The sequence below is a fragment of the Gordonia sp. 852002-50395_SCH5434458 genome (assembly GCF_001665905.1).
Classification (GTDB): Bacteria; Actinomycetota; Actinomycetes; order Mycobacteriales; family Mycobacteriaceae; genus Gordonia; species Gordonia jacobaea.
This window is the reverse complement of record NZ_LZTC01000035.1, coordinates 142,882-164,771: the sequence shown is the minus strand read 5'-3', so window position 1 is coordinate 164,771 and position 21,890 is coordinate 142,882. Positions and strand designations below refer to the sequence as shown.

Sequence of the window (21,890 nt, the reverse complement as noted above, 5' to 3'; positions counted from 1 at the left end):
GATGTTCAGCGTACCGGGGATTTTGCGCGCAATTGACGAGCCCCGCCGCCCGACTTGGCGCCGAGCAATCGCGATACCGAATCGAGGCGCTGCTCTGGCACTTCGTCGAGCTCGACGACCGTCGTCTTGCCGATCTGCGCCTCGGCGTCGGCGAAGGCGGCGTACTGGGGGTCGCCGGTGAGGGTGTACAGCAGAAATCCCGTGCTCATCGCACGTACGGTCGAATGAGACTTACGGTCGACCGCGGCGAATCCGAGTAGCGACTTGACCGACGGCCGTTCGACGATGCCTGCACGGGTCGCCTTGGGGATGGTGCGCAATGACACATCGCCCGCATAATCTCGGGCCAGCGCGAGCGCGTTGGCGTCGACGTTGTCGAGATCTCCGGCCGCGGTCAGCAGCAAGCACGGAGCAGTTGCCGTCTTCGCGGCCCGCGGCAGCGCCTGCGTAGTCGGAGCGGGAAACAGTGCGACGACGCCGCGCGCATCCGGCGCCTCCTGCCCGAGCAGTTGCTGGTCGCCCGCGGCGATGACGGCCGCGGACGCGCCGAAACCGTGTCCGACAAAGCCGATGCGGTCACGGTCGACGGTGATCTCGCCGGTGCCGAGCGAGTAGTTGCTGACGATCGACGCCGCTGCGCGCAGGTCGGCCGCGAGCCCGATGTCGGACGCCATCACGCGCTTCTGGTCGTCGGGAGCGGCGACGACGATTCCCCACGACGCGAAGTGATAGAGCAGCGAGCGGTAGCGGTTGGCGCCGGTGAGCCACCCGTGACCGAATGCGATAGCGGGATACCGACCGGCATCGGCGGGTGTGAAGACATGACCGGGCATTCCGACGATGCCGAGGTCGCCACGCAGCACCTTGTGCGGACCTCGCCGGGCAAGCTGCTTGGACAACTTGTCGGGGGACTTCGTGGAGACGCGCTTTTTCCGAGCCACGTTGCTCAGCCTATGTCGTCACACCGCCCGAAAGCGCCTCAGGGGGAGAATGTGGACTCGCCTCGGCCAGATCTGCGGGCAACAGCAGCCGGGGAAGCGCATCAGCCTCGTCGGCGTCGTCGACGAGTTGTTCCCGCATCCGGGCCGTTTGCGATCCCGATCGTCGTCGATGCTCGGCGAGTGTGCTCGCCAATTCGGCCTGCGTCGCGGTGAACTCGCGCGACGCCACGACGATCGATTCGGTTGCGCCGCGAGTGATCGCGTCGATCTGATCCGCGAGGCTCATTGGTCTCCTGCCAGTGCCAGGTCTGCGCCGGAATCGACGTCGTCCGGCGACGTCGGGGGCGGTTGGGAAGCGGGTGCCGTGTCGGTCTGATCCGGGCTGGGTGGGCTGTCGGATCGAGAACTCTCGGGTTGCGGCAGCGTCAGCGGAACGTCGACGTTCTCGTGGTCGACTGCGCGATCGGGCGCCTCGACCTCCCGTTCAGGTGCACGATTCCGCTCACCGTCGCTGTCGTCGTGGGCACGTTCTGCCGGTTGACTGTCCGAGAGTTCAACCGACATCTGTTGTGGTACAAGATGATTCACGTCGGGGCGGCCGCGCTCACGATCGGGATACGTCTCGACGTCGAGTCCCTCGGTCGCCCGGTTGAGCGTGTGGAGGATCTCGTCGACCGTGCGGACCGTCGTGTCGGCGGTGTCGAGAAACAGTCGCACCCGCGACGCGATGTCGGCCGCCACGAGCGAGAGCGGAACCGCCCCGGTGAGGACAGCTGCGGGCAGCTCGGCGATCGGGACGCCCGCGATGACGGGACACGAGCAACGCGCGACCGTGACGTACCAGGTGCGCAACAGTCGATCGATTCCCGACGCCGCACTGCTCGTCGACTCCGACAGGGTGCGCAGCACACCGAGATCCGACTCGGCGCGACGCTGATGTGCGACGAGGAGCGCGGTCGCGGCGTCGCCCGATGCACTCGACCACCCGTCGTCGAGTCTGATCTGCTGCTCGGGCAGGCAGTGCAGTTGCTCGGCCACTGCGCGATGTGCCGCCGCGAGCCTGTGTGCGTCTTCGGCGAGTGCGGCGACGTCGAATTGTCCGATGCGCGCCAACGGTTCTCGCAGCTCGTCGTCGGCGGGAACGTCGATACCGAGTGACCGGCCGACACCCATCAGCGAGACCAGGTCGTCGATGCTCGCGATCGCCTGCTCCCGTAGGGCGGGCAGACCCTCCAGCACTTCCTCCATCGCCTGCGTCACTCGCCGACTCCGGCCGGGCGCGCCGTCCCCGGATCACTGCCGGCGGCTCGTCGGATCACGGGCGCGAGATCGGCATCGGCGTCGTCGAGTCGACTCATCCCCCGCTCGAGCATGTCCGCGAGGTCGGCCGCAGCGATGGATTGGGTCCGAAGTCGTTGTGCGAGATGGTCGCCCATCGCGACGTAGCGTTCTGCGAGCGTCGCGTACGCCTCGCCGGAACACCACCTGCCGAAGGCCGCCGACTCCATGTCGGATGCGGCGGCGCCGACGACCAGCGACGCGCGCCGATAGAACGAGACCACCCCGTGCACCTGATCGAGGTCGACGCGGAGATGGTCTCCCGACGCCCGCGAACTCACTTCTGACACAGTCCCACCCGTCTGCCGCCTGCGCTGTCGAGATAGCACCGGACACCTCGTTCGGGTGCCCGATATGCGGCTATCTACATGTGGCGTTGAAGTCTAGACGGTGAGAATGCGCCGCGGGTTCCACCTTCGCCCACATTTTCTCGGCACCAAGAGCCGACGACGACGTCGCCGAACGCTACGACACAGCGATTCCGTGCCGCTCCACGGCGTCGACCAGGGCTGTCGGGCGTTGCTGCGGCGGGACGTCGTGCACGCGTTCGAACGCGCTGCCGATGCGCGTCGCACCGCCGTCGGCTTCGGAACTGTCGCCGATCATCAGGGCGTCGTAGCCCGCGACGCCGAGTTCGTCGAGGGCAGCCTCGAAGATCCGCGGATTGGGCTTGATCGCACCGACCTCGTAGGACAGTGCGTACGCGTCGACTAGATCACGCAGGCCGACGCGCTCGAGCACTTTGCGCACGTCGAAGGCGATGTTACTCACGATGCCGACCGGGACGCCCGCCGACTTCAGGCCTCGCAAGACCGTCGCGGTGTCGTCGAACGGTTCCCACGATGCCGGGTCGAGTACCCGCTCATAGAGTGACTCCGCCTGACCGGGAACCGTCAGTCCAGACGCCCGTAGGATCGCCAGATAGGCACGACGATGCTCGGCCGGATCGAGATCTCTTCTCTCCCAAGAGATTCGATCATCGTCTTCGACGGCGGCGGGAAGTCCGACGGGCTGTGTCATCCGTCGGATGAGTTCCATCTGGTGGTCGAGGTGCAGTGGTCGACCGTTCTCGTCGTGGAGGTCGGCAAACCAGTCGGGCTTGTCGGTGAAGCGGAACAGCGTTCCCGAGAAGTCGAACAGGACCGCCTTGGGAGTGCTGCTCATCGCGTCACCGACGTCCCTACTCCGACCGCGCTGACGCACCAACAGACTCCGATGAGCCTGCTTCGGCGACGACCGAGGCGATCCGCTCGGCGATGCCGTGTGCGAGTTCGGGAGTCGGTGCCTCGACCATGACGCGGACGAGTTGCTCGGTTCCCGAGGGGCGCAACAGAACTCGTCCTGTCGATCCCAACTCCTGCTCGGCCACCTCAACGGCGTCGCGCACCGAGTCGGCGATCGCGACCGCGTGCTTGTCGGCGACCCGGACGTTGATGAGCTCCTGCGGCAGCACGGTGACGATCGACGCGAGTTCGGCCAGACGCTTGCCCGACCTGACGATCTGCTCCATCAGCAGCAACCCGGTGAGGATGCCGTCGCCGGTCGTTCCCGCCTGCGGGTAGACGATGTGACCGGACTGCTCACCACCGAGCGAATAGCCTCCCCGTCGCAGTTCCTCAAGTACGTATCGATCGCCAACAGCGGTGGTACGCACCTCGATTCTTGCTTCGCGCATGGCGATGTGCAGACCGAGGTTGCTCATGACGGTCGCGACCAGCACGTCGTCGACGAGTCGGCCGCGGGCATGCAGTGCGGTGGCGAGAATAGCCATGATCGCGTCGCCGTCGACCAGTTGTCCGGTCGAGTCGACTGCGAGGCAGCGGTCGGCGTCGCCGTCGAACGCTATGCCGAGGTCGGCACCGTGCTCCAGAACGGCCGCCTGCAACTTCTCCATATGCGTCGAGCCGCAGTCGGCGTTGATGTTGATGCCGTCGGGTTCGGCGTGGATGGTGGTGACGGTGGCACCAGCGCTGGCGAACACTTGCGGACCCACTTGTGCCGCAGCGCCATTCGCGCAATCGACGACGACGTTGAGTCCGTCGAGTCGCGCGTCGATGGCCGCGGCGAGATGCGCTGCGTAGCGGGCACCGGCGTCGGGCGCCTCGCGCAGACGGCCGACGCCCGCGCCGGTCGGGTGGGGAATGTCGCCGGAGGTCATCACGGCTTCGATCCGGTCTTCGACCTCGTCGTCGAGCTTGTGTCCGCCCGCGCCGAAGAATTTGATGCCGTTGTCGGGCATCGGATTGTGCGACGCCGAGATCATCACACCGAACGTCGCGTCGTAGTCGCCGGTCAGGAAGGCGACGGCGGGCGTCGGCAGCACACCGACGCGGATGGCGTCGGCGCCGACCGAGGCGAGTCCGGCACAGACCGCGGCTTCGAGCATCTCGCTCGACGCGCGCGGATCACGACCGACGACCACCTGGGGCCGAAAGCCCGTGGTGCTGCCGCCGGCCGATGCAGTGTCGCCGGATGTGGAAAGGTCTCCGAGAACGACCGCGGCGGCCGAGGCCAGGCGCAACGCCAACTCTGCGGTGAGTTGGTCGTTGGCCAGGCCTCGGACGCCGTCGGTACCGAAAAGGCGTGCCAAGTCAGCGCTTGGAGTACTGCGACGCCTTGCGGGCCTTCTTCAGGCCGTACTTCTTGCGCTCGACCGCACGCGGGTCGCGAGTGAGGAAGCCGGCCTTCTTCAGTGCCGGACGATCCTCAGGGGTGACCTCGATGAGGGCACGGGCGATCGCGAGACGCAACGCACCGGCCTGGCCCGAGGGGCCGCCGCCGACGAGCTTGGCGTAGATGTCGAACGACTCGGTGCGCTCGACGGTCACCAGCGGAGCCTTGATGAGCTGCTGGTGAACCTTGTTGGGGAAGTAGTCCTCGAGGCTGCGGCCGTTGAGGGTGAATCCACCCGAACCGGGCAGCATGCGGACGCGGACCACGGCCTCCTTGCGGCGACCGACGGTCTGGATCGGACGGTCGATGACCACGGGACCACGATCGATGGTGACCTCGGCGGCAGCAGGTGCCTCGGTGTCGTAATCGTCTGCGGCCTGCTCGAGCTCGACAGCGGCCTCGACGGCAGCTTCGACAGCGCCCTCTGCGGCAGCGGTGTTCTCACCGGCAGCGGCCTGCGCCTCGGCGGCGTTCTCGACTGCGTTCTCCACAGCCTCGTCGCTGATGTTCTCGTTGCTCACTGGGCCACCTGCTTGATCTCGAAGGGAACGGGGCGCTGGGCCGCGTGGGGATGGTTCGGGCCTGCGTACACCTTGAGCTTCGAGGCCATTGCGCGGCCGAGCTTGGTGTGGGGCAGCATTCCCTTGATCGCCTTCTCGACGACCCGCTCGGGGTGCGAGTCGAGCAGCTCTGCGGTGGTCTGCACCTTGAGACCACCCGGATGTCCGGAGTGCCGGTAGTTCAGCTTGCGATCAGCCTTGTTGCTGGTCAGCGCAACCTTCTCGGCGTTGATGATGATGACGAAATCGCCACCATCCATGTGGGGTGCGTAGGTCGGCTTGTGCTTGCCGCGGAGCAGGTTCGCGCTCTGCACGGCCAGCCGGCCGAGCACCACGTCGTTGGCGTCGATGACATGCCACGTACGCGTGATGTCACCGGCCTTCGGGGTGTAAGTAGGCACAGGTGGTCCTCAACTCTTATGTCGATGGTGCTGGTCAGGGGCGCAGACGGAGACGATTCCCGGCGACCAGTGGGGACCCGGGGCTCTGCTACCTTGCTCCATGCAGGAGCGAAGGTGTCACGCACCAGCGATTCAGAGTACGCGACGCCGCAGGTCAGGGTCAAAACAGTGGTCAGGGCCAACTGGTCAGGGTCGACCCAACTGGTCAGGGTCAACACAGTGCAGAACGGGGAACGGGTGTGCGCAAGAACAGCATCGTGATCTTTCTCAGCGTCGTGGGGGTGGCGCTTGCGCTCAGCGCACTGCTCGCGCTGAAGAGCACCACCACCGTCTATGAACCGGCGATGGACACGGAGCATCCGGACACGTCGAGCACCCGCACTGCGCTCTGCGGGAGCGTCATCGGTGGAGGCACCGCCAACCACTCGAACCCGAGCACCGATGAACCCAAGAAGGTTCCCGACGCCGCCTTCTATCTCACGTGCGGGCAGATGCGGTCGGAGACGCAGACGAGGGGCATATTCGGAATCGGTGTGGGAATCGGCATGATCGTGGCCGCGCTACTCATCGCGATTGTTCCCTCGCCCAAACCACGCAACGCACCGGGCTTCCCCGCCCCGCAGTCCGCCGGCCCGCTGCCTCCCCAACCGAACCCCGGACCATTCGGTAACCAGTTCTGACGCAGTCGTCGTCAATGCTCGCGGCGCCATCACGGACACGTTCAGCGACCGCGCGCCGACGTCACCGCACCTGCACCGTCGACACCGCTCGCGCGCATACGTCGTCGATCGGATCACCGGTCGAACCCGGCTGACAACCGACGCTCACCTGCAGATCGTCGTCGACCAGCACGTACCAGCGGATCGCCGACCCCGACGCGGGTGCCTCGCGGTAGGCGATCACCTCGCGGTCCCCGAACCTCGTCGACGCCGAGAACTCGCTCACCACGTCGTCGCCGCGCTGACTGATCCGGTTGCGCAAACTGTTCGCCACCGAGTCGAGCGTCGACGCCGAGCGCACGTCGCTCTGCACCAGAAGAATCCGACCACCCGACCCTGGATCGGTGAACACACTGCGGGCCTGGCCGGTGCCACGATCGGACGGGTCGCCGGGCATCGGTGGCGCGCTGTGATGCCAGGCCACTGGCACCGACAACGTCGTACGCCCGACGACGGCGTCGCGGTATGTCGGCCCCTGCGGCGCGTCGTCGTGTCGCCATCCGACGACGCCGAGCACCACCAGACCGACGACCAGCAGAGCACAGCACGCGATCGGCAGTCGGTATCGTCGCGCGAACGACTGGCGTGCAGGTGCGTACTCCGGTTGGTCGCCCACCGCCTCCGGTAGCGGGGCGACGACGGCCGTCCGTGCCCCGTGCCGACGGACAAGTGCACGATCGACCGGCACAACGCGCCCGGCAACGGCATACGCGCAGATCTCTTCGATCGCGGCGCGAACCTCATTCCGGTCGGAACCGTCGACGAATACCGCCTCCACCGAGTCGTCGATGAGCGCGACGATCTTCTCCCCCACCTGCGCATCGTCATCCAGAGTGATGACGCCGCTGCGCTCGATCACCCAACCCGCGGAGGTGCGGACCAGCCGTGCAACATCCCAGGTCGGTGGCACCGTGTCGGCCGGATAGCTCGGCCGGTGTGTGGTCTCGACAACCACACAGTTGCCCATCACGGTGTCGCTGTGACTGCGTGCCACGAGAACTGCGCGAGGTATCAGACTCGCGGGCGGGCGCATACCCGCGGCCGCGCGCGCGAGAACCCCGCACCGCACCGACCCCCAGGTGCTGGGGTGGCCGATCAGGACAGGAACATCGCTCACGCTGCGAGCGATGTTCCACAGCACCTCACGCCAGAGTTCTCCGACGTCACGCGACGCACCGGCTACGGTCACCGCGGCCGCGTCGATGTGGTCGAGCAAGAAGGTGACGTCAAGGGGCTCCGGCCCGCTCGCAGTGTCGACGACGGCCTCGCCGTACGCGAGATCGACGACGACCGGCGCAACTGTCGGTGCGGCCGGGGCGAACGGCTCCGGCTGCCGGATCGTCACGCTCACTGATCCGCCTCGAGGGCCACCTGGATCATCTCCTGCGGCCTGACCCGCGACACGAGCTCTCCGCGGCCCGGCACGAGCTGCTGCATCCTGGATCGACCGACGATGTAGCCCTCGTCGCGGTCGCCGCTCATCAGCAGGACGTCACTCGACAGGTCCTTCAGCCGGGCGATCACCGGGTCGAACATCGCCCGACCGACACCACCCGACCGTCGTGCGAGCACGATGTGCAGTCCGATGTCGCGGGCGTGCGACGCCATCTCGACCAGCGGTTCGATCGGATGCCGAGCGCCGGTGGCCACCATGTCGTAGTCGTCGATGATGACGTAGATGTCGGGACCCGACCACCAGCTCCGTTCCTTCAACTGCTGCACGGTCAGGTCCTCCGGTGGCAGCCGGTCACGGAAGTAGCCCGCGAGTTGGGTCATCATCGATCCCGCGTTCTCGGTCGAGCTCGCATAGCCCGCCAGGTGCTCGCCCTCGATGATGCCCAGCATCGTGCGCCGGAAGTCGACGAGGACGATCTTGACCTCGTCGGGCGTCGAATTGCGCACGAGCCCCTTGACGATCGTCTTGAGCACGTTGGTTTTTCCGTGCTCGACATCGGAGAACACCATGAAATGCGGTTGGACGCCGAAGTCGAGGATCACGGGAGCAAGCTCGAGTTCGCCGACGCCGATCGCTACCTGGTTGGGTCCCAACGTGATCGACGACGCCGCCAACAACTCGTCGACGCCCTCACGGGTGATCTCGGTGCCGAGTTTGCGCACCGGCATGGCCTGCCGGTCGGCTCCGTACGCGTTCTGCAGCTTCTCCGCGGCGTGAGCGACACCGGCGCGTAGCGATTGTGCTGAGGAGACCCCGTCGAGCCTCGGCAACGCGATGAGCATGTGCAGTTCCTGTGCGGTGAGCCCGCGTCCTGGCCGATTCTGCGGGACCGATGCCGCTGCGCGCCTGCCCATCGTCGAGTCGCTGGGGTCGCCGAGCCGCAGTTCGATCCGACTGCCCATCAGGTCGCGCATCGCCGGCTTGACCTCTGCCCACCTCGACGCCGCGATGACGACGTGGACTCCGTACGAGAGTCCCTGTGAGACAAGGGTGCTGATCTGTTCGTCGAGAAAGTCGAACTCGCCGCGGAGCACCGCGATGCCGTCGAAGACGAGGAACACATCGCCGTGCCGGTCGTCGCCGAGAGGGTCGTCGTCGGCGAGGACTCCGGTGGCGAACCATTGCGCCCGACGCGCGCGGAAGTCCTGCATCGACTCGATTCCCAAGCGCGCGAACAATAATTCGCGACGACGCAGGATCGCCGACACCTCGGCGACCGTACGACGCACCGCGTCGAGATCGCCGCGCGAGGCCACCGATCCGACGTGCGGCACTCCGGCCAGACCCGCGAGGCTGCCACCGCCGAAATCGAGGCAGTAGAACTGAACCTGCTCGGGTGTATGGGTTGCCGCCATCGACATGACAAGGGTGCGCAGCGTCGTCGACTTGCCCGATTGCGGACCACCGACAACCGCGACGTTGCCCGCGCCGCCCGACAGATCGAGCAGCAGCAGGTCGCGACGCTGGTCGTACGGGCGGTCGACGATGCCGACGGCAGCGACGAGAGTGCCTGGCGCAGCGGGTTGATTCACGTCCCGACCGACGAGTACGTCGACTGTCGGAGAGTCGTCGAGCGGAGGCAACCAGACACCGTGCGCTGCGGGTCCATGCCCCGCGATTCTCCCGACGAGTGTCTGCAGCAACGTCGGAACACCAACCCCGACGACGTCTGCACCGACGCTTCCGTTGTCGCCGGAATCGCCCGCCCCAACCCCGTCGGTCATTCCCAGCTCGGTGGTGTTCGAATCGGCCCTCGGCGGCTCTTCGTCGAGCAGCGCCAGCGCGGCGTCGAGTACCGAACCCTGCTGGGCCACTGCGTAATCCCCGTCTCCGTCATTCGCGTCGCCGTCAACCGAACCGCTGTCAACCGCACCGTCGAGTGGCACCGGTAGTGCAGTGAAGATTTTCATCGTGGCGCGCGGACGATCGGAGTCCACGTCGATCTCGTCGAGGTAGGCAGATGGCGAGTGATAGGGGCCGGACACATACGAGGTGTTGAATCTGATCGGTTCGGCGCTGTCGCATTTGAGGTACGCGGAGCCCGGGACGCTCGGCAGGTGATACGCGTCGGGAACGCCGAGCACCGACCTCGACTCATTGGCGGAGAACGTCTTCAGCCCGATGCGATACGACAGGTGGCTGTCGAGGCCGCGCAGTTTACCCTCCTCCAACCTCTGCGAGGCCAGGAGCAGATGGATGTGCAGTGAACGCCCAAGACGACCGATCGCTACGAACAGTTCCGCGAAATCCGGCTTCTGGGAGAGCAATTCGGAGAACTCGTCGACGATGATGAAGAGCGCAGGCATCGGCTCGAGACGCATACCCGACGCGCGCGCACGCTCATACTCGGCAACGTTGGCGAAGTTTCCCGAGGCGCGGAGCACCTCCTGTCGACGAGTCATCTCACCGGAGAGCGCGTCCTTCATCCGGTCGACCATTGCCAGTTCTTGCTCGAGGTTGGTGATGATCGCCGCAACGTGCGGCGCCGACTCGAGTCCCAGGAACGTCGCCCCGCCTTTGAAGTCGACGAGAACGAGGTTGAGTTCGGCAGGCGAGTGTGTTGCCAACATGGATACGACCAGCGTGCGCAGAAACTCGGACTTTCCCGAACCCGTTGCGCCGATACATAATCCGTGCGGTCCGGTGCCTCCGTGTGCGCTCTCTTTGATGTCGAGTTCGACAGGCGTTCCGTTCGGCTGGAAACCGATCGGCACCCGGAGGCGATCTTTACCCGTCCGACCGCGCCACTGCACGCTCGGATCGAAGCGGGCAACGTCGTCGATGCCGAGAAGAGCGGGCAGTCCCGGATCGCCTGCTGTCGCCTCGGAGTCCAGGTTGGCCATGCTCGCCGCGGTTGCCACGTGGTAGCGAGCGAGTTTGCGTGCGATGGCCTCCGCTTCGGCGATCGTCAACCCATCCATGTCGGCGAACTCCTCGATGCCGACAGCGCTACGCGCGCAGACCTTGCCGCCGCGAATCATCAACTCGAGTCCGCGCCGTGCGGCCAGTCCATCGGGCGGGGCAGACAGATCGAGAACGGTCACCTGTTCGGTACCAGCATCGTTGACCAGCCGCTCGTCTCCGGCGACGTGGCCGTCGTCGATGATGACGACGACGTGCGCTCGCCCGGCCACGGGCGGTGCGGAGCGACTGAATCGACCGCGGTCGAGTAGTTCCGCCGCAAGCGACGTCTCCAGATCGCCGAGCGACTCGAAGACCATACGCAGCGGCCCCAATCCGTCACGAAGGCTCGGATGTCCTACGTGGGGAAGCCATTTGGTCCAGTCCCATGCCTCGCCGACGGGGTCGGCGGTGACGATCGCGATCCGCAGATGGTCCGGACCGTGAAACACACACAGTTCTGCCACGAGGGCGCGCACCACGTCGCGGGTTTCTCCGCGGACGCCGCCGATGTTGACCGCCGGGAACCCGCGCAGCGAGATCGACGTCGGTAATCGGTGAACGACGGAATGCGTTCGCACAAACCGACGTAACGCGACCATCGAGACGGGTTCGAGGTCTTCGGGCGGACCGGTCTCGGGCGGCATCAGGCGTGTCGCGAGTCCATGTGCGCCGACACCGATCCGAACGTGTGCGAAGTCGGGATCAGACGGCCGTCGTTCCCACATCCGACGTGTACCGATGAGCGTCGGCAGTGTGCGCGGGTCGGGATGGCTCCAGGTCAGCGCTGCGCGTTGCGCGTCGACGGTGTCGCGGACCTGGTCACGCAGTTGTCCGAGGTATCTGAAGTAGTCCTTGCGCTCCTCGTTGAGTTCCGCAGCCCGCTTACCGCCTCCGCGACCACCCGCCGCGAACATGCCGAACATCGACATGAGCATCATCAGCGGAAACATCATGAAAAGCGGATTGCTGAGAATGTTGCGACCGCCGGTCGCGAACATCAACGCCAGCATGCCGACGACCGCCACGATCATGACGACTGGCAGCAGTTTCATCAACAGATTCCCGGGGACCACACGGGGAACGTCCGGCGGTGGTGCGATCGTCAACTCGCCGCCTGGCGTACGCGGCATGGCGATCCGCGCACGACGCACGAACCCCTCGGTCGTCGAAGCCAACTCATCTCCCCCACAGAACCCGGACACATGCTGCGCCTCATGGCTTCTAGCCCTGTTGAGACTTGGCTGGTCGTCGATGTCGTAGTTCGCTATGTTAACTCCCAACTGCGGGGAGAACGGACAAACATGACATCTGTGGACACGTCGAGAATGGTCGAGGGCAGCCCAGTCGGGAGCGGGCCGGCCGGCGAGCGACGCGCCGGCCGCACGACGCCGATCGAGCCGGCCCTCGTTCGCGTGTCTGTCCTGGGCGGCAATACCCAGCTCGACGTCGGGCTTCCCGCAGCCGTGCCGGTGGCGGTGCTGATCGGCGAGCTCGTCACCCAGATCACCGCGCGCATATCGGCCCAACACGACCCGGACGACCCCGATGTCGATCCCTCGACGCAGCCGCCTGACCGCCAGCACCGTTGGACACTCGCACTCGTCGGACAGGAGCCGCTCGTACCGAACCGAACGTTGTCGGAGTCGGGCGTTCGTGACGGCGACCTGCTGATGCTGCAGTCGGTCGACACCGGCGAGTCGCCCGTGTTGTTCGACGACGTCGTCGACGCTGTCGCGCGACTCAACGATTCGGTGTTCGCGACGTGGTCGCCACTCGCCGCGCGATACGCCGGATATGTCGCGACGTTGATCGCCGCACTGGGTGCGGCAGCATCGCTGAGCCTCACTCGTCTCGGTGGGATGGGAAGCACGACAGCACTATTGGGTGGTATCGCAGCGCTGGCTTTCCTCGCCGCCGCGGCTGTTGTCGCCCGACACTTCGACGACGCGCCGTCGGCAACCGTGCTGTCGGCGTCGGCCATGCCCTTCGCATTCGTCGCGGGCCTATTGACCCCTCCCGGTACATTCGGCGCCGCCCATCTGGCGCTGGGGTGTGCGCTGGTGTTGCTCGCCTCAGTCGTCTCGTATCGGCTGACCGCTGTCGGACCGATCACCCACAGCGCACTGACCACCACGTCCACGCTGACCGGCGCAGGAGCAGTCCTGACGCTCGTCGCCGGCAGCGGCATCGGCGTTGAGAAGGTGTCGGCCGTCGTGGCTGCCGTCGGACTGTTGACCGTATGCACCGCATCGCGCACGACGATCCTGCTCACCAAACTGCCTGTGCCACCGGTCCCGACAGCGGGTGCCCCGATCGACCTCGATGTCTTCGAACCAACACCGGCGATCGAGGGAATCGGCGCGATCGGTGCGATCGCACTGCCCAAAGTCGATGCGCTCGAACGACGCTCACACCTCGCCAACGCGTATCTGACCGGAATCATCGGCGGTGCAACCGCTGTCACCGCTGTGGCAGCCTGCGTCGCAGCGGCTCCCCTCTCCGGATTCCACCCGATCGCGGTCGCATACGCGATCGTCATCGGTGTGGTCCTGTGCCTGCGCGGTCGCTCGCACAGCGACCTCGCGCAGGCCGCAACGCAGATCGCGGGTGGCGCATTGACGGTGATCGTGGTGTTCGTCGGACTCGCGGTTGGCGATCCGTCGCCGTGGGCATTGATCGGGTTCGGCGTCGCCACAGCACTCGCTGTCGTTGCCGTGATCGTCGGCAGGCTCGCTGCGGCTCATGACTTTTCGCCGATGTTGCGACGCAGCGCCGAGCTGTTCGAGTACGCGCTGCTGCTCGCGGTGATCCCGCTACTACTGTGGATACTCGATCTCTACCGGCTCGTGCGGGAGTTCTGACGTTGCCGCGCGCACGCGCGTGTTCTGTTGTGGCGGCGATGGTGTCGTGCATCGCGGTACTCGTGTGCTCGAGTGAGGCTCCGGCTCTCGCCGTGACACCACCGGTCATCGACACCGCCGCACTCGTCAGATCTGCACCGGTCGCACCACCCGAACCCACAGAGCAACGCACACTGTGTGCCGCACCCCTTGCCGCAGAGGCGTATTCGTCGGCGACGGGTGCGCAGGCAATGATGCGGCTGCCTGACGCGTGGCGCTTCAGCAGAGGCGCGGGCCAGCGCGTCGCGGTGATCGACACCGGCGTCAGCCCGAGTCGACGACTCCCCCGGCTGACCGCGGGTGGCGACTACGTGTCGACCGGCGACGGTTTGTCCGACTGCGACGCACACGGCACACTCGTCGCGGGCATCATCGCGAGCGCGCCGAGCAACACCGACGCCTTCGCAGGTGTGGCACCCGACGCGTCGATCATCTCGATCCGTCAGTCGAGTACGGCGTTCGGCGCCAGACGTTCTCGCGATTCAGACGATCCTCACGTCGGGAGCGGATACGGCTCGGTGCGCACGCTCGCCCACGCGGTGGTCCGCGCCGTCGACCTCGGTGCAACGGTCATCAACATCTCCGAGGTGGCGTGCGCTGCCGTGGGCGCCAAGCTCAACGACCGATCACTCGGCGCAGCGGTGCGATATGCGCACGAGCGCGATGTCGTTGTCGTCGTCGCCGCAGGCAACCTGACACGCGATTCGGCATGTACGAGTCAGAATCCGATCCCGAGCGGCGACGACCCGACGGGGTGGCGGTCGGTCTCGATGATCGCGAGCCCCGCATGGTTCTCTCCGTACGTGCTCACCGTCGGCTCCGTGGACGCGGGCACCGGCGCCCCAAGCGATTTCAGCATCAACGGCCCGTGGGTATCTGTCGCAGCACCGGGAACCGACGTCATCAGCATCGACGGCTCGGGGCGCGTCGTGTACGCGCAGCAGGATCAGTCGGGACCAATCCCCTTGCGCGGCACCAGCTTCTCAACTGCCTACGTCAGCGGCCTCGTCGCGCTCGTTCGTGCGCGCTACCCGCGTCTGACCGCAGCCGCGGTCATCGATCGTGTCACCAGAACTGCCCACGCGCCGGGCACCGGGCGCGATACCCGTATCGGATTCGGAGTCGTCGACCCCGTCGCGGCACTCACCGCAGAACTCGACGACACTCCACGCGCCGACGCTGTCGCATATCCGATCGCAGCACCGCCGTCACCGCAGGCACCCGATCACACCGCTCGCAACGTCGCGCTGCTCGGTACGGGGGCAGCCGCGGTGCTCATCGTGGTGGTTCTCGCACTCGCGCTGCCGCAGCGGCGCACCCGCACGCTCAGTCCCGACGAGTACTGAACTCGCGACGAACACTGCCCGCCGGAGCTACGACAAGCGTTGGCTACTTCGACGACGTCCGCGCGGGCCGCAACTCGCGCGGCAGTGCGAAGGTCAGCGTCTCCTCGGCGGTGTTGACCTTCTCGACGGAGTCGTAGCCACGCTCGGCGAGGTAGTCGAGCACTCCGCGCACCAAGACCTCGGGCACCGACGCGCCGGACGTGACGCCGACCGTCGAGACGCCGTCGAGCCATGCGTCGTCGATCTCGCGGGCGTAATCGACCAGGTGGCCGTCCTTGGCGCCGTTCTGCACCGCGACCTCGACAAGCCGCACCGAGTTGGACGAGTTCTTGGACCCCACCACGATCACCAGGTCGCACTGCGGAGCCATCGCCTTGACCGCGACCTGGCGGTTCTGGGTGGCGTAGCAGATGTCGTCGCTCGGCGGGTCATTGAGAAGGGGGAACTTCTCCCGCAGCCGTCGCACGGTTTCCATCGTCTCGTCGACAGACAGTGTGGTCTGCGAAAGCCAGATCACCTTGGACTCGTCGCGCACGGTCACTTTGTCGACGCTGTCGGGGCCGTCGACGATCTGGATGTGCTCGGGTGCCTCGCCGGAGGTTCCCTCGACCTCCTCGTGGCCCTCGTGACCGATCAGCAGGATGTCGTAATCGTCGCGAGCGAAACGCTTGGCCTCCTGGTGCACCTTGGTGACCAGCGGACAGGTGGCGTCGATGGTCTTGAGGCTGCGGGCGGCAGCCGTCCGATGCACCTCTGGCGACACCCCGTGTGCGGAGAAGACGACGATCGCACCCTCCGGGACCTCGTCGGTCTCGCCGACGAACACGGCGCCACGCTCGGTGAGCGTGTCCACGACGTGCCTGTTGTGAACGATCTCTTTACGCACGTAGACGGGTGCTCCGTGCTTGTCCAGGGCGCGTTCGACGGTCTCGACCGCACGGTCGACGCCCGCGCAGTAACCGCGCGGCTCGGCCAGCAGGACACGCTTTGGTTCAGACATGGTCTCCAGGGTACGTGGTGTCAGCCCAGCGAACCGCCGCGCTTCGGGTTGGTGTGACGCAGACCAGATGGCAGAGTGTGGTCATGGTTCGCGCACCCTATCCTGCACGTATCGCCGCAGGTCTCATCGTCGTGGCAATCGAAGAGACCCGCCGACTGCCGACTCGCCTGTTCACGCTGCCCATGACAGCGGTTAGTCAGACGCTGCAAGCCGGTATGCGGGCGCAGCAGCAGATCGCCGAGTTGGCGATCAAGGGCGACGAGGCCATTGACCTCCTCTTCGACAAACCCGACGAACAGCCCGAGTGGGCACGCTTCGACGAAGACGAGCTGACCGAGATCGATCCGGGGACACCCATCGAGAGTACGGACACCGAACCAACCGTGACCCGAACCGCCGAGGTCGCCACACTGCACGCGGCACCCGAGGCGCCTGCGAAGTCGAAGACGTCGGCGAAGTCGAAGACGTCGGCGAAGCCCGCGGCAAGCCACAAGACCTCGACCCACAAGAGCGCGGCCACGAAAACCGCGGCCGACAAGGGCACCGCACCCAAGGACTCAGCGCCTGCAAAGGCCCCCACGAAGGCGGTCGACGCCGCGACGACCACCAAGCCTGCGGAACCCGCGAAGGCCGCGACACCGGAGTCGAACTCCGCGGCCAAGACCGCGGCGCCGCGTGCCGACGCCGGGCGGTTCGCGCTCTACAGCTCAGCACCCGCCGACCTCATCGCGGGCGAGACACCCACCTCCGACGACGATGTCTCCGACGTCGACAAGCCGGAGATCGTCGAGTTCATCGAGTACGACTCCCTGACTCTGGCCCAACTGCGCGCCAAACTGCGGGCCGTCGACCTCGACGACCTCACCGCGCTGGTCGCATACGAAACAGCGACCAAGAACCGGGCGCCGTTCATCACGATGCTCGACAACCGGATCACCGCCCAGAACAAGCGGTCGTGACCTCGGCGAACGCAACGCCGCCCGGGAACTCCAAAGACACGGGCAACTCCAGAGACACGGGCAATAATGCCGACAACCCGTGGCCGGTACGCACCGTCAATCGCAAGATCGCGGAGTGGATCAACAAGCTCGGTCAGATCTGGGTGGAGGGTCAGGTCACCCAGGTCTCGCGCCGACCGGGTACCCGCACCTCGTTCCTCACGCTTCGCGATCCGGCCGCAGACATCTCGATCACCGTCACCTGCAGCCCCGACCTGTTGATGCGCACCGAGGTCCCCGTGACCGAGGGCAGCCACGTCGTGATGCTCGGCCGACCCGACTTCTACGCCGGCCGCGGCACGATCTCCTTGCGCGTCACCGACATTCGACCCATCGGCGTCGGCCAGCTGTTGCTGCGCATCGAACGTCTCAAACAACTCCTCGCGGCGGAGGGGCTCTTCGATCCGCGCCTCAAGCGGTCGCTGCCGTTCCTCCCGCGCACCGTCGGGTTGATCTCCGGACGCGCGAGCGCCGCCCAGCGCGACGTGATGTCGGTGGCGCAGACACGGTGGACGCAGGTGCGCTTCGCGGTCCGCGACGCTCCCGTCCAGGGACCGACAGCGGTGCCACGCATCCTGGCCCACCTCGCCGATCTCGACGCCGACCCCGACGTCGACGTCATCGTGATCGCACGCGGCGGAGGCAGCGTCGAGGATCTACTCCCTTTCTCCGACGAGGCACTGCTGCGGGCCGTCGCAGCATGTACCACGCCCGTCATCAGCGCGATCGGCCATGAACCCGACAATCCGCTCCTCGACCTCGTCGCCGACATCCGCGCCGCCACCCCGACCGATGCGGCCAAGCGCGTCGTCCCCGACGTCACCGCAGAACTCGCCGGCATCGCAGAGATGCGTCGACGCAGCGCCCACGCACTCCGTCACTGGGTCCACCGCGAAGACCGGGTGATCGCGGGCCTGCGTGCACGGCCCGTCCTCGCCAACCCGTTCACCATGATCGACCGACGCTCCGACGACGTCGACCGCATGCGGCGCGACATCCGACGCGACGTCAGCAGGATGGTCGACGCCGAGCAGCGCCGCGTCGAACATCTCTCCGCGCGCCTGGCGACACTCGGTCCGGCACAGACCCTCGCCCGCGGGTACGCCGTCGTCCAACGCGTCGACGACGGCGACCCTCACGTGGTGACCTCGACCGACCAAATGCCCGCGGGCGCGCGACTGCGCATCCGCGTCGGCGACGGCGCAGCCACGGCTGAGGTCACGTCAGAAGCACCCGACGCCGAGAAACGCACAGCGAAGACCACCGACGACGACACCCCCAGCACACAGAGGAGCACGAAGTGACCGGCCCTGCGAAAGGCAAGTCCACCAAGCCGATTCCGGTGGCGCAGCTCGGTTACGAGCAGGCCCGCGACGAGCTCATCGAGGTCGTCACGACACTCGAACACGGTGGCCTCGACCTCGACGCATCGCTCGCGCTCTGGGAACGTGGCGAAGCATTGGCGACGCGCTGCGAGGAACACCTCACCGGAGCGCGTGACCGCATCGAGGCAGCCCTTTCACCCGAGGACAGCGAGGACGACGACGAATTCGACGACTCAGACCCCGACGAGGACTGAGCTCACCAACACCGGGCTTACACGGACCTGCTCAGGAACCCGTTTTCGGCAGCGGCTGCTGGGCGAGCACCGACTGCGCCATCTGCTCCATCTCGGAGTCGGGACCGCGTGACATCACGGCGATCCGCACGTCGGAGAGGTCGGTGATCCAGAACTTGTTGCCGTCGTGCGTCGAGTAGGTCACCCAGGTGCGCCCGCCGATGTCCTTGGTGCCCGTTCCCGACGAGACGTCGTCGCCACCGAGCTTCTGGACGAGATCGTCCTCGGACGCATTGGTTTGCGTGAGCTGCAGATAGGCACCGGTGCCGGTGACCCAACCGACGTTGCTCGACGTCGAGCCGCCTGCCATCTCCCCGGTGCTGCCCGAGTTCGGCTTCCAGCCCTCTGGCGTCGGGGGTCGTCGAATCGGGAACGGCATGGTCCGCGCGTCGGCGGCGAGTCCGTTGTGGACGTCGTACGCGGGGGTTTTGTCGTCGGACGCGGTGCCCGTCAGTCCCACCGAGCAGTTGCCGGACGCGATCGCCACCAGTGCGCAGACCGCCAGCAACGGGATCAGCGTCCAGATCATGTCCTTGCCGCTGGTCAGGATGCGGGGTTTGCTCGCCATGGCTCACGAGTATCCCAGCCGCACGCCACACCCCGCGTCGCGCCCCTCGACGAGCGTGCGCGCCGCCACAATCGACCGTCACCGTCACGCGGTACGGTTCCGTATGCGCGCGCTACAGCTCGTCATGTCCCGCGTCGGGTCGACCGTCCGGCTCGGCGGCAGAGGACGCATCGCCGTCGTCGTGTTGTCCGCACTGATCGCCGCGGCAACCCTTGCTGCGTGCGGCGGTTCCGACGACCAGCGCAACGGCATGGACGAGATCCGGTCGTCCGGCGTGCTGCGTGTCGGCACCGAGGGCACCTACGCGCCGTTCAGCTATCGCGATCCCACGACGGGCGAGCTCGCAGGCTACGACGTCGACGTCGCGAACGCGGTCGCCAAGAAGATGGGCGTGCGGGCCGAATTCGTCACCACCCCTTGGGATTCCATCTTCGCCGGACTCGAGTCGGGCAGATTCGACGTCGTCGCCAACCAGGTGTCGATCACGCCGGAACGCAAAGCCAAATACGACCTCTCCAAGCCATACGCCGTCAGCGAGGGTGTCATCGTCACCCGCGCCGACGACAACTCCATCCAGTCGCTCGACGACCTGAAGGGCAAGACCACCGCGCAGTCGGCCACGAGCAACTGGGCACAGGTGGCCCGCGACGCGGGCGCGAACGTCGAATCCGTCGAGGGCTTCACCCAGGCGATCAAGCTGCTCAACCAGGGACGCGTCCAGGCAACCGTGAACGACAGCGTCGCGGTCTACGCCTACTTCGCCGAGACCGGCGACAAGAGCGTGAAGATCGCCGCCAAGACCGGAGACACCAGCGAGCAAGCCTTCGCCGCCAGAAAGAACAGCGGGATCACCGGCGACATCAACAAGGCACTCGACGAGCTCAGTGCCGACGGAACCCTGTCGACCATCTCGCAGAAGTACCTCAAGGCCGACGCCAGCGGAAGCGCAGGCGCCCAACAGCAAGCAGTGCCGCGCAGCACGTGGAAGATCATCGGCGACAACCTGTGGCCGATGGCCAAGGCGACCATCACCGTCACCATCCCGCTCGCCGCGATCAGTTTCGTGATCGGCCTGGTGATCGCCCTCGTTGTCGCACTGGCACGACTCTCGCAGACACGACTGATCAACTGGCTGGCGCGCGCCTACATTTCGATCGTCCGCGGCACGCCACTGTTGGTGCAGCTGTTCATCATCTTCTACGCGCTACCCGAACTGGGCATCAAGGTGCCGCCGTTCCCCGCCGCCGTCGTCGCGTTCTCGCTCAACGTCGGCGGGTACGCCGCCGAGATCATCCGCAGCGCGATCCTCTCGGTTCCGAAGGGGCAGACAGAAGCGGCCCAGACGATCGGCATGAACTACCGCACGACGATGCGTCGGATCATCCTGCCGCAGGCGGCGCGCAACGCGGTGCCGGGCTTGTCCAACACGTTGATCTCGTTGGTCAAGGACACCTCCCTAGCGTCGACGATCCTGGTGACGGAACTGCTGCGGGTCGCTCAGCTCGCCGCAGCACCGACATTCGAGTTCTTCGCGCTCTACACCACCGCAGCCATCTACTACTGGATCGTGTGCATGGTCCTGTCCGCCCTGCAGAACAGGCTCGAGTCCCGATTGGGAAGGTTCGTGACGCCATGAGTGAACCCGTCAGCAAGCAGCCGGAGCGAGACAATCAGCCGGAGAGAGTCGTCGACGTCGCCGGGCTGCAGAAGTCCTTCGGCGACAACCACGTTCTGCGCGGCATCGCCTTCACCGTCGACCGCGGCACGGTGACCGTCATCCTCGGCCCATCCGGCTCGGGCAAGACCACCATCCTGCGATCGCTCAACGCCCTCGACATCCCCGACGCCGGAGTCATCCGCGTCGGCGAGCAGACGATCGACTTCGACGGCACGTACTCGAAATCCGACATCGCCAGATATCGCGCGCAGAGCGCGATGGTGTTCCAGAACTACAACCTCTTTCCCCACATGACGGTCCTCGAAAACGTCATCGAGGGACCCGTCACGGTGCAGCGCCGCACCAAAGCCGACGCCACCGCCGAGGCCGAGGCACTGCTGGCCAGCGTCGGGCTCGCCGAGAAGCGCGACCAATACCCACATCAGTTGTCGGGCGGCCAGCAGCAGCGAGTGGGGATCGTCCGCGCCGTCGCGCTGCACCCGCAGGTCCTGTTGTTCGACGAACCGACGTCGGCGCTCGATCCCGAACTCGTCGGCGACGTGCTGAAAGTGCTGAAGGGTCTCGCCGAGGAGAGCTGGACGATGGTCGTCGTGACCCACGAGATCCGATTCGCGCAGGAGGTCGCCGACCAGGTGCTGTTCGTCGACGGTGGTGTGATCGTCGAGCGCGGCGGCCCCGACGACGTGATCGCACATCCCGCGGAGGAACGCACCCGACAGTTCCTCCGTCGCATCCTCGACCCCCTCTGAGGCCTCCACAACCCGCGTGCGCTGCATCGACGCGTCAGATC

At 66.3% G+C, this 21,890-nt stretch carries 20 protein-coding genes; 8 read left to right on the top strand and 12 right to left on the bottom strand.

Features of this window, described 5'->3' with window-relative positions; translation table 11 throughout:
• Nucleotides 1–5: 5 nt before the first annotated feature.
• From A5785_RS07190 to rplM, 8 genes are all read right to left on the bottom strand, one after another.
• Complete coding sequence (locus tag A5785_RS07190) at nucleotides 6–941, bottom strand: dienelactone hydrolase family protein (protein ID WP_064865499.1); 936 nt, start codon at nucleotides 939–941, stop codon at nucleotides 6–8.
• A 10-nt stretch (nucleotides 942–951) separates the two neighbouring features.
• Nucleotides 952–1,227, bottom strand: coding sequence for a hypothetical protein (locus A5785_RS07185; protein WP_005207963.1), 276 nt, complete (start codon nucleotides 1,225–1,227; stop codon nucleotides 952–954).
• Nucleotides 1,224–2,201 carry a hypothetical protein gene (locus A5785_RS07180; protein ID WP_156527537.1) on the bottom strand — a complete coding sequence of 326 codons (978 nt, stop codon included), beginning with the start codon at nucleotides 2,199–2,201 and terminating at the stop codon, nucleotides 1,224–1,226. The genes A5785_RS07185 and A5785_RS07180 overlap by 4 nt, the downstream gene beginning before the upstream one ends.
• Nucleotides 2,198–2,560 (bottom strand): hypothetical protein, encoded by a 363-nt coding sequence (locus A5785_RS07175; protein ID WP_231895441.1) that lies wholly within the window; start codon nucleotides 2,558–2,560, stop codon nucleotides 2,198–2,200. Before A5785_RS07175 ends, A5785_RS07180 begins: the two co-directional genes overlap by 4 nt.
• Nucleotides 2,561–2,744: 184 nt before the next feature.
• Nucleotides 2,745–3,443, bottom strand: coding sequence for an HAD family hydrolase (locus A5785_RS07170; protein WP_064865645.1), 699 nt, complete (start codon nucleotides 3,441–3,443; stop codon nucleotides 2,745–2,747).
• Nucleotides 3,444–3,459: 16 nt separating this feature from the next.
• Nucleotides 3,460–4,869, bottom strand: a complete 1,410-nt coding sequence (gene glmM / locus A5785_RS07165; RefSeq protein WP_064865495.1) for a phosphoglucosamine mutase — start codon at nucleotides 4,867–4,869, stop codon at nucleotides 3,460–3,462.
• Nucleotide 4,870: 1 nt separating this feature from the next.
• A complete protein-coding gene (rpsI, locus tag A5785_RS07160) occupies nucleotides 4,871–5,473 on the bottom strand; it encodes a 30S ribosomal protein S9 (RefSeq protein WP_053117479.1) in 603 nt (200 codons plus the stop codon).
• Nucleotides 5,470–5,913, bottom strand: a complete 444-nt coding sequence (rplM, locus tag A5785_RS07155) for a 50S ribosomal protein L13 (protein ID WP_049699623.1) — start codon at nucleotides 5,911–5,913, stop codon at nucleotides 5,470–5,472. Before rplM ends, rpsI begins: the two co-directional genes overlap by 4 nt.
• Nucleotides 5,914–6,152: 239 nt before the next feature.
• Between rplM and A5785_RS07150 the strand changes: the two genes are divergently transcribed.
• Nucleotides 6,153–6,593, top strand: a complete 441-nt coding sequence (locus A5785_RS07150) for a hypothetical protein (protein WP_005207957.1) — start codon at nucleotides 6,153–6,155, stop codon at nucleotides 6,591–6,593.
• 61 nt (nucleotides 6,594–6,654) lie between these two features.
• Here the strand turns inward: A5785_RS07150 and A5785_RS07145 are convergent, their stop codons facing one another.
• Together A5785_RS07145 and eccCa are read right to left on the bottom strand one after the other, a co-directional pair.
• Nucleotides 6,655–7,983, bottom strand: coding sequence for a type VII secretion-associated protein (locus A5785_RS07145; protein ID WP_005207956.1), 1,329 nt, complete (start codon nucleotides 7,981–7,983; stop codon nucleotides 6,655–6,657).
• A complete protein-coding gene (gene eccCa, locus A5785_RS07140; RefSeq protein ID WP_064865493.1) occupies nucleotides 7,980–12,167 on the bottom strand; it encodes a type VII secretion protein EccCa in 4,188 nt (1,395 codons plus the stop codon). The genes A5785_RS07145 and eccCa overlap by 4 nt, the downstream gene beginning before the upstream one ends.
• Nucleotides 12,168–12,293: 126 nt before the next feature.
• Here eccCa and eccD point away from each other — a divergent pair, with 126 nt between their 5' ends.
• The gene (gene eccD, locus A5785_RS07135; RefSeq protein ID WP_064865490.1) at nucleotides 12,294–13,853 is read left to right on the top strand and encodes a type VII secretion integral membrane protein EccD; all 1,560 of its coding nucleotides are present in this window, start codon (nucleotides 12,294–12,296) and stop codon (nucleotides 13,851–13,853) included.
• Nucleotides 13,854–13,891: 38 nt separating this feature from the next.
• Nucleotides 13,892–15,238 (top strand): type VII secretion-associated serine protease mycosin, encoded by a 1,347-nt coding sequence (gene mycP, locus A5785_RS07130; protein WP_064865644.1) that lies wholly within the window; start codon nucleotides 13,892–13,894, stop codon nucleotides 15,236–15,238.
• 43 nt (nucleotides 15,239–15,281) lie between these two features.
• Here the strand turns inward: mycP and A5785_RS07125 are convergent, their stop codons facing one another.
• Nucleotides 15,282–16,238: a 4-hydroxy-3-methylbut-2-enyl diphosphate reductase gene (locus A5785_RS07125; protein ID WP_005207952.1), complete on the bottom strand. Its 957-nt coding sequence runs from the start codon at nucleotides 16,236–16,238 to the stop codon at nucleotides 15,282–15,284.
• Between the two features lie 83 nt (nucleotides 16,239–16,321).
• Here A5785_RS07125 and A5785_RS07120 point away from each other — a divergent pair, with 83 nt between their 5' ends.
• Genes A5785_RS07120 through A5785_RS07110 form a run of 3 tightly spaced genes read left to right on the top strand, consistent with a single transcriptional unit; the run spans nucleotide 16,322 to nucleotide 18,815 of the window.
• On the top strand, nucleotides 16,322–17,197 hold the full coding sequence (locus A5785_RS07120) for a lipid droplet-associated protein (RefSeq protein ID WP_064865488.1): 876 nt from the start codon (nucleotides 16,322–16,324) through the stop codon (nucleotides 17,195–17,197).
• Nucleotides 17,194–18,540 (top strand): exodeoxyribonuclease VII large subunit, encoded by a 1,347-nt coding sequence (xseA, locus tag A5785_RS07115; protein ID WP_064865486.1) that lies wholly within the window; start codon nucleotides 17,194–17,196, stop codon nucleotides 18,538–18,540. The genes A5785_RS07120 and xseA overlap by 4 nt, the downstream gene beginning before the upstream one ends.
• A complete protein-coding gene (locus A5785_RS07110) occupies nucleotides 18,537–18,815 on the top strand; it encodes an exodeoxyribonuclease VII small subunit (RefSeq protein ID WP_064865483.1) in 279 nt (92 codons plus the stop codon). Before xseA ends, A5785_RS07110 begins: the two co-directional genes overlap by 4 nt.
• Nucleotides 18,816–18,846: 31 nt before the next feature.
• Here A5785_RS07110 and A5785_RS07105 read toward each other — a convergent pair whose 3' ends face one another.
• A complete protein-coding gene (locus A5785_RS07105) occupies nucleotides 18,847–19,422 on the bottom strand; it encodes a DUF4245 domain-containing protein (protein ID WP_005207948.1) in 576 nt (191 codons plus the stop codon).
• Between the two features lie 103 nt (nucleotides 19,423–19,525).
• Between A5785_RS07105 and A5785_RS22835 the strand changes: the two genes are divergently transcribed.
• Together A5785_RS22835 and A5785_RS07095 are read left to right on the top strand one after the other, a co-directional pair.
• Nucleotides 19,526–21,058: an ABC transporter permease subunit gene (locus tag A5785_RS22835; protein WP_082946542.1), complete on the top strand. Its 1,533-nt coding sequence runs from the start codon at nucleotides 19,526–19,528 to the stop codon at nucleotides 21,056–21,058.
• Nucleotides 21,055–21,849, top strand: coding sequence for an amino acid ABC transporter ATP-binding protein (locus A5785_RS07095; RefSeq protein WP_064865481.1), 795 nt, complete (start codon nucleotides 21,055–21,057; stop codon nucleotides 21,847–21,849). Before A5785_RS22835 ends, A5785_RS07095 begins: the two co-directional genes overlap by 4 nt.
• The last annotated feature ends 41 nt before the right edge of the window (nucleotides 21,850–21,890 follow it).

What these genes read in the sequence shown, in the direction of transcription:
- mycP (WP_064865644.1), top strand. Translation starts at nt 13,892, where the DNA reads ATGGTGTCGTGCATCGCGGTACTCGTGTGCTCGAGTGAGGCTCCGGCT.
- A5785_RS07105 (WP_005207948.1), bottom strand. Translation starts at nt 19,422, where the DNA reads ATGGCGAGCAAACCCCGCATCCTGACCAGCGGCAAGGACATGATCTGG.
- A5785_RS07120 (WP_064865488.1), top strand. Translation starts at nt 16,322, where the DNA reads ATGGTTCGCGCACCCTATCCTGCACGTATCGCCGCAGGTCTCATCGTC.
- A5785_RS22835 (WP_082946542.1), top strand. Translation starts at nt 19,526, where the DNA reads ATGCGCGCGCTACAGCTCGTCATGTCCCGCGTCGGGTCGACCGTCCGG.
- A5785_RS07170 (WP_064865645.1), bottom strand. Translation starts at nt 3,443, where the DNA reads ATGAGCAGCACTCCCAAGGCGGTCCTGTTCGACTTCTCGGGAACGCTG.
- A5785_RS07185 (WP_005207963.1), bottom strand. Translation starts at nt 1,227, where the DNA reads ATGAGCCTCGCGGATCAGATCGACGCGATCACTCGCGGCGCAACCGAA.
- A5785_RS07095 (WP_064865481.1), top strand. Translation starts at nt 21,055, where the DNA reads ATGAGTGAACCCGTCAGCAAGCAGCCGGAGCGAGACAATCAGCCGGAG.
- eccD (WP_064865490.1), top strand. Translation starts at nt 12,294, where the DNA reads ATGACATCTGTGGACACGTCGAGAATGGTCGAGGGCAGCCCAGTCGGG.
- A5785_RS07125 (WP_005207952.1), bottom strand. Translation starts at nt 16,238, where the DNA reads ATGTCTGAACCAAAGCGTGTCCTGCTGGCCGAGCCGCGCGGTTACTGC.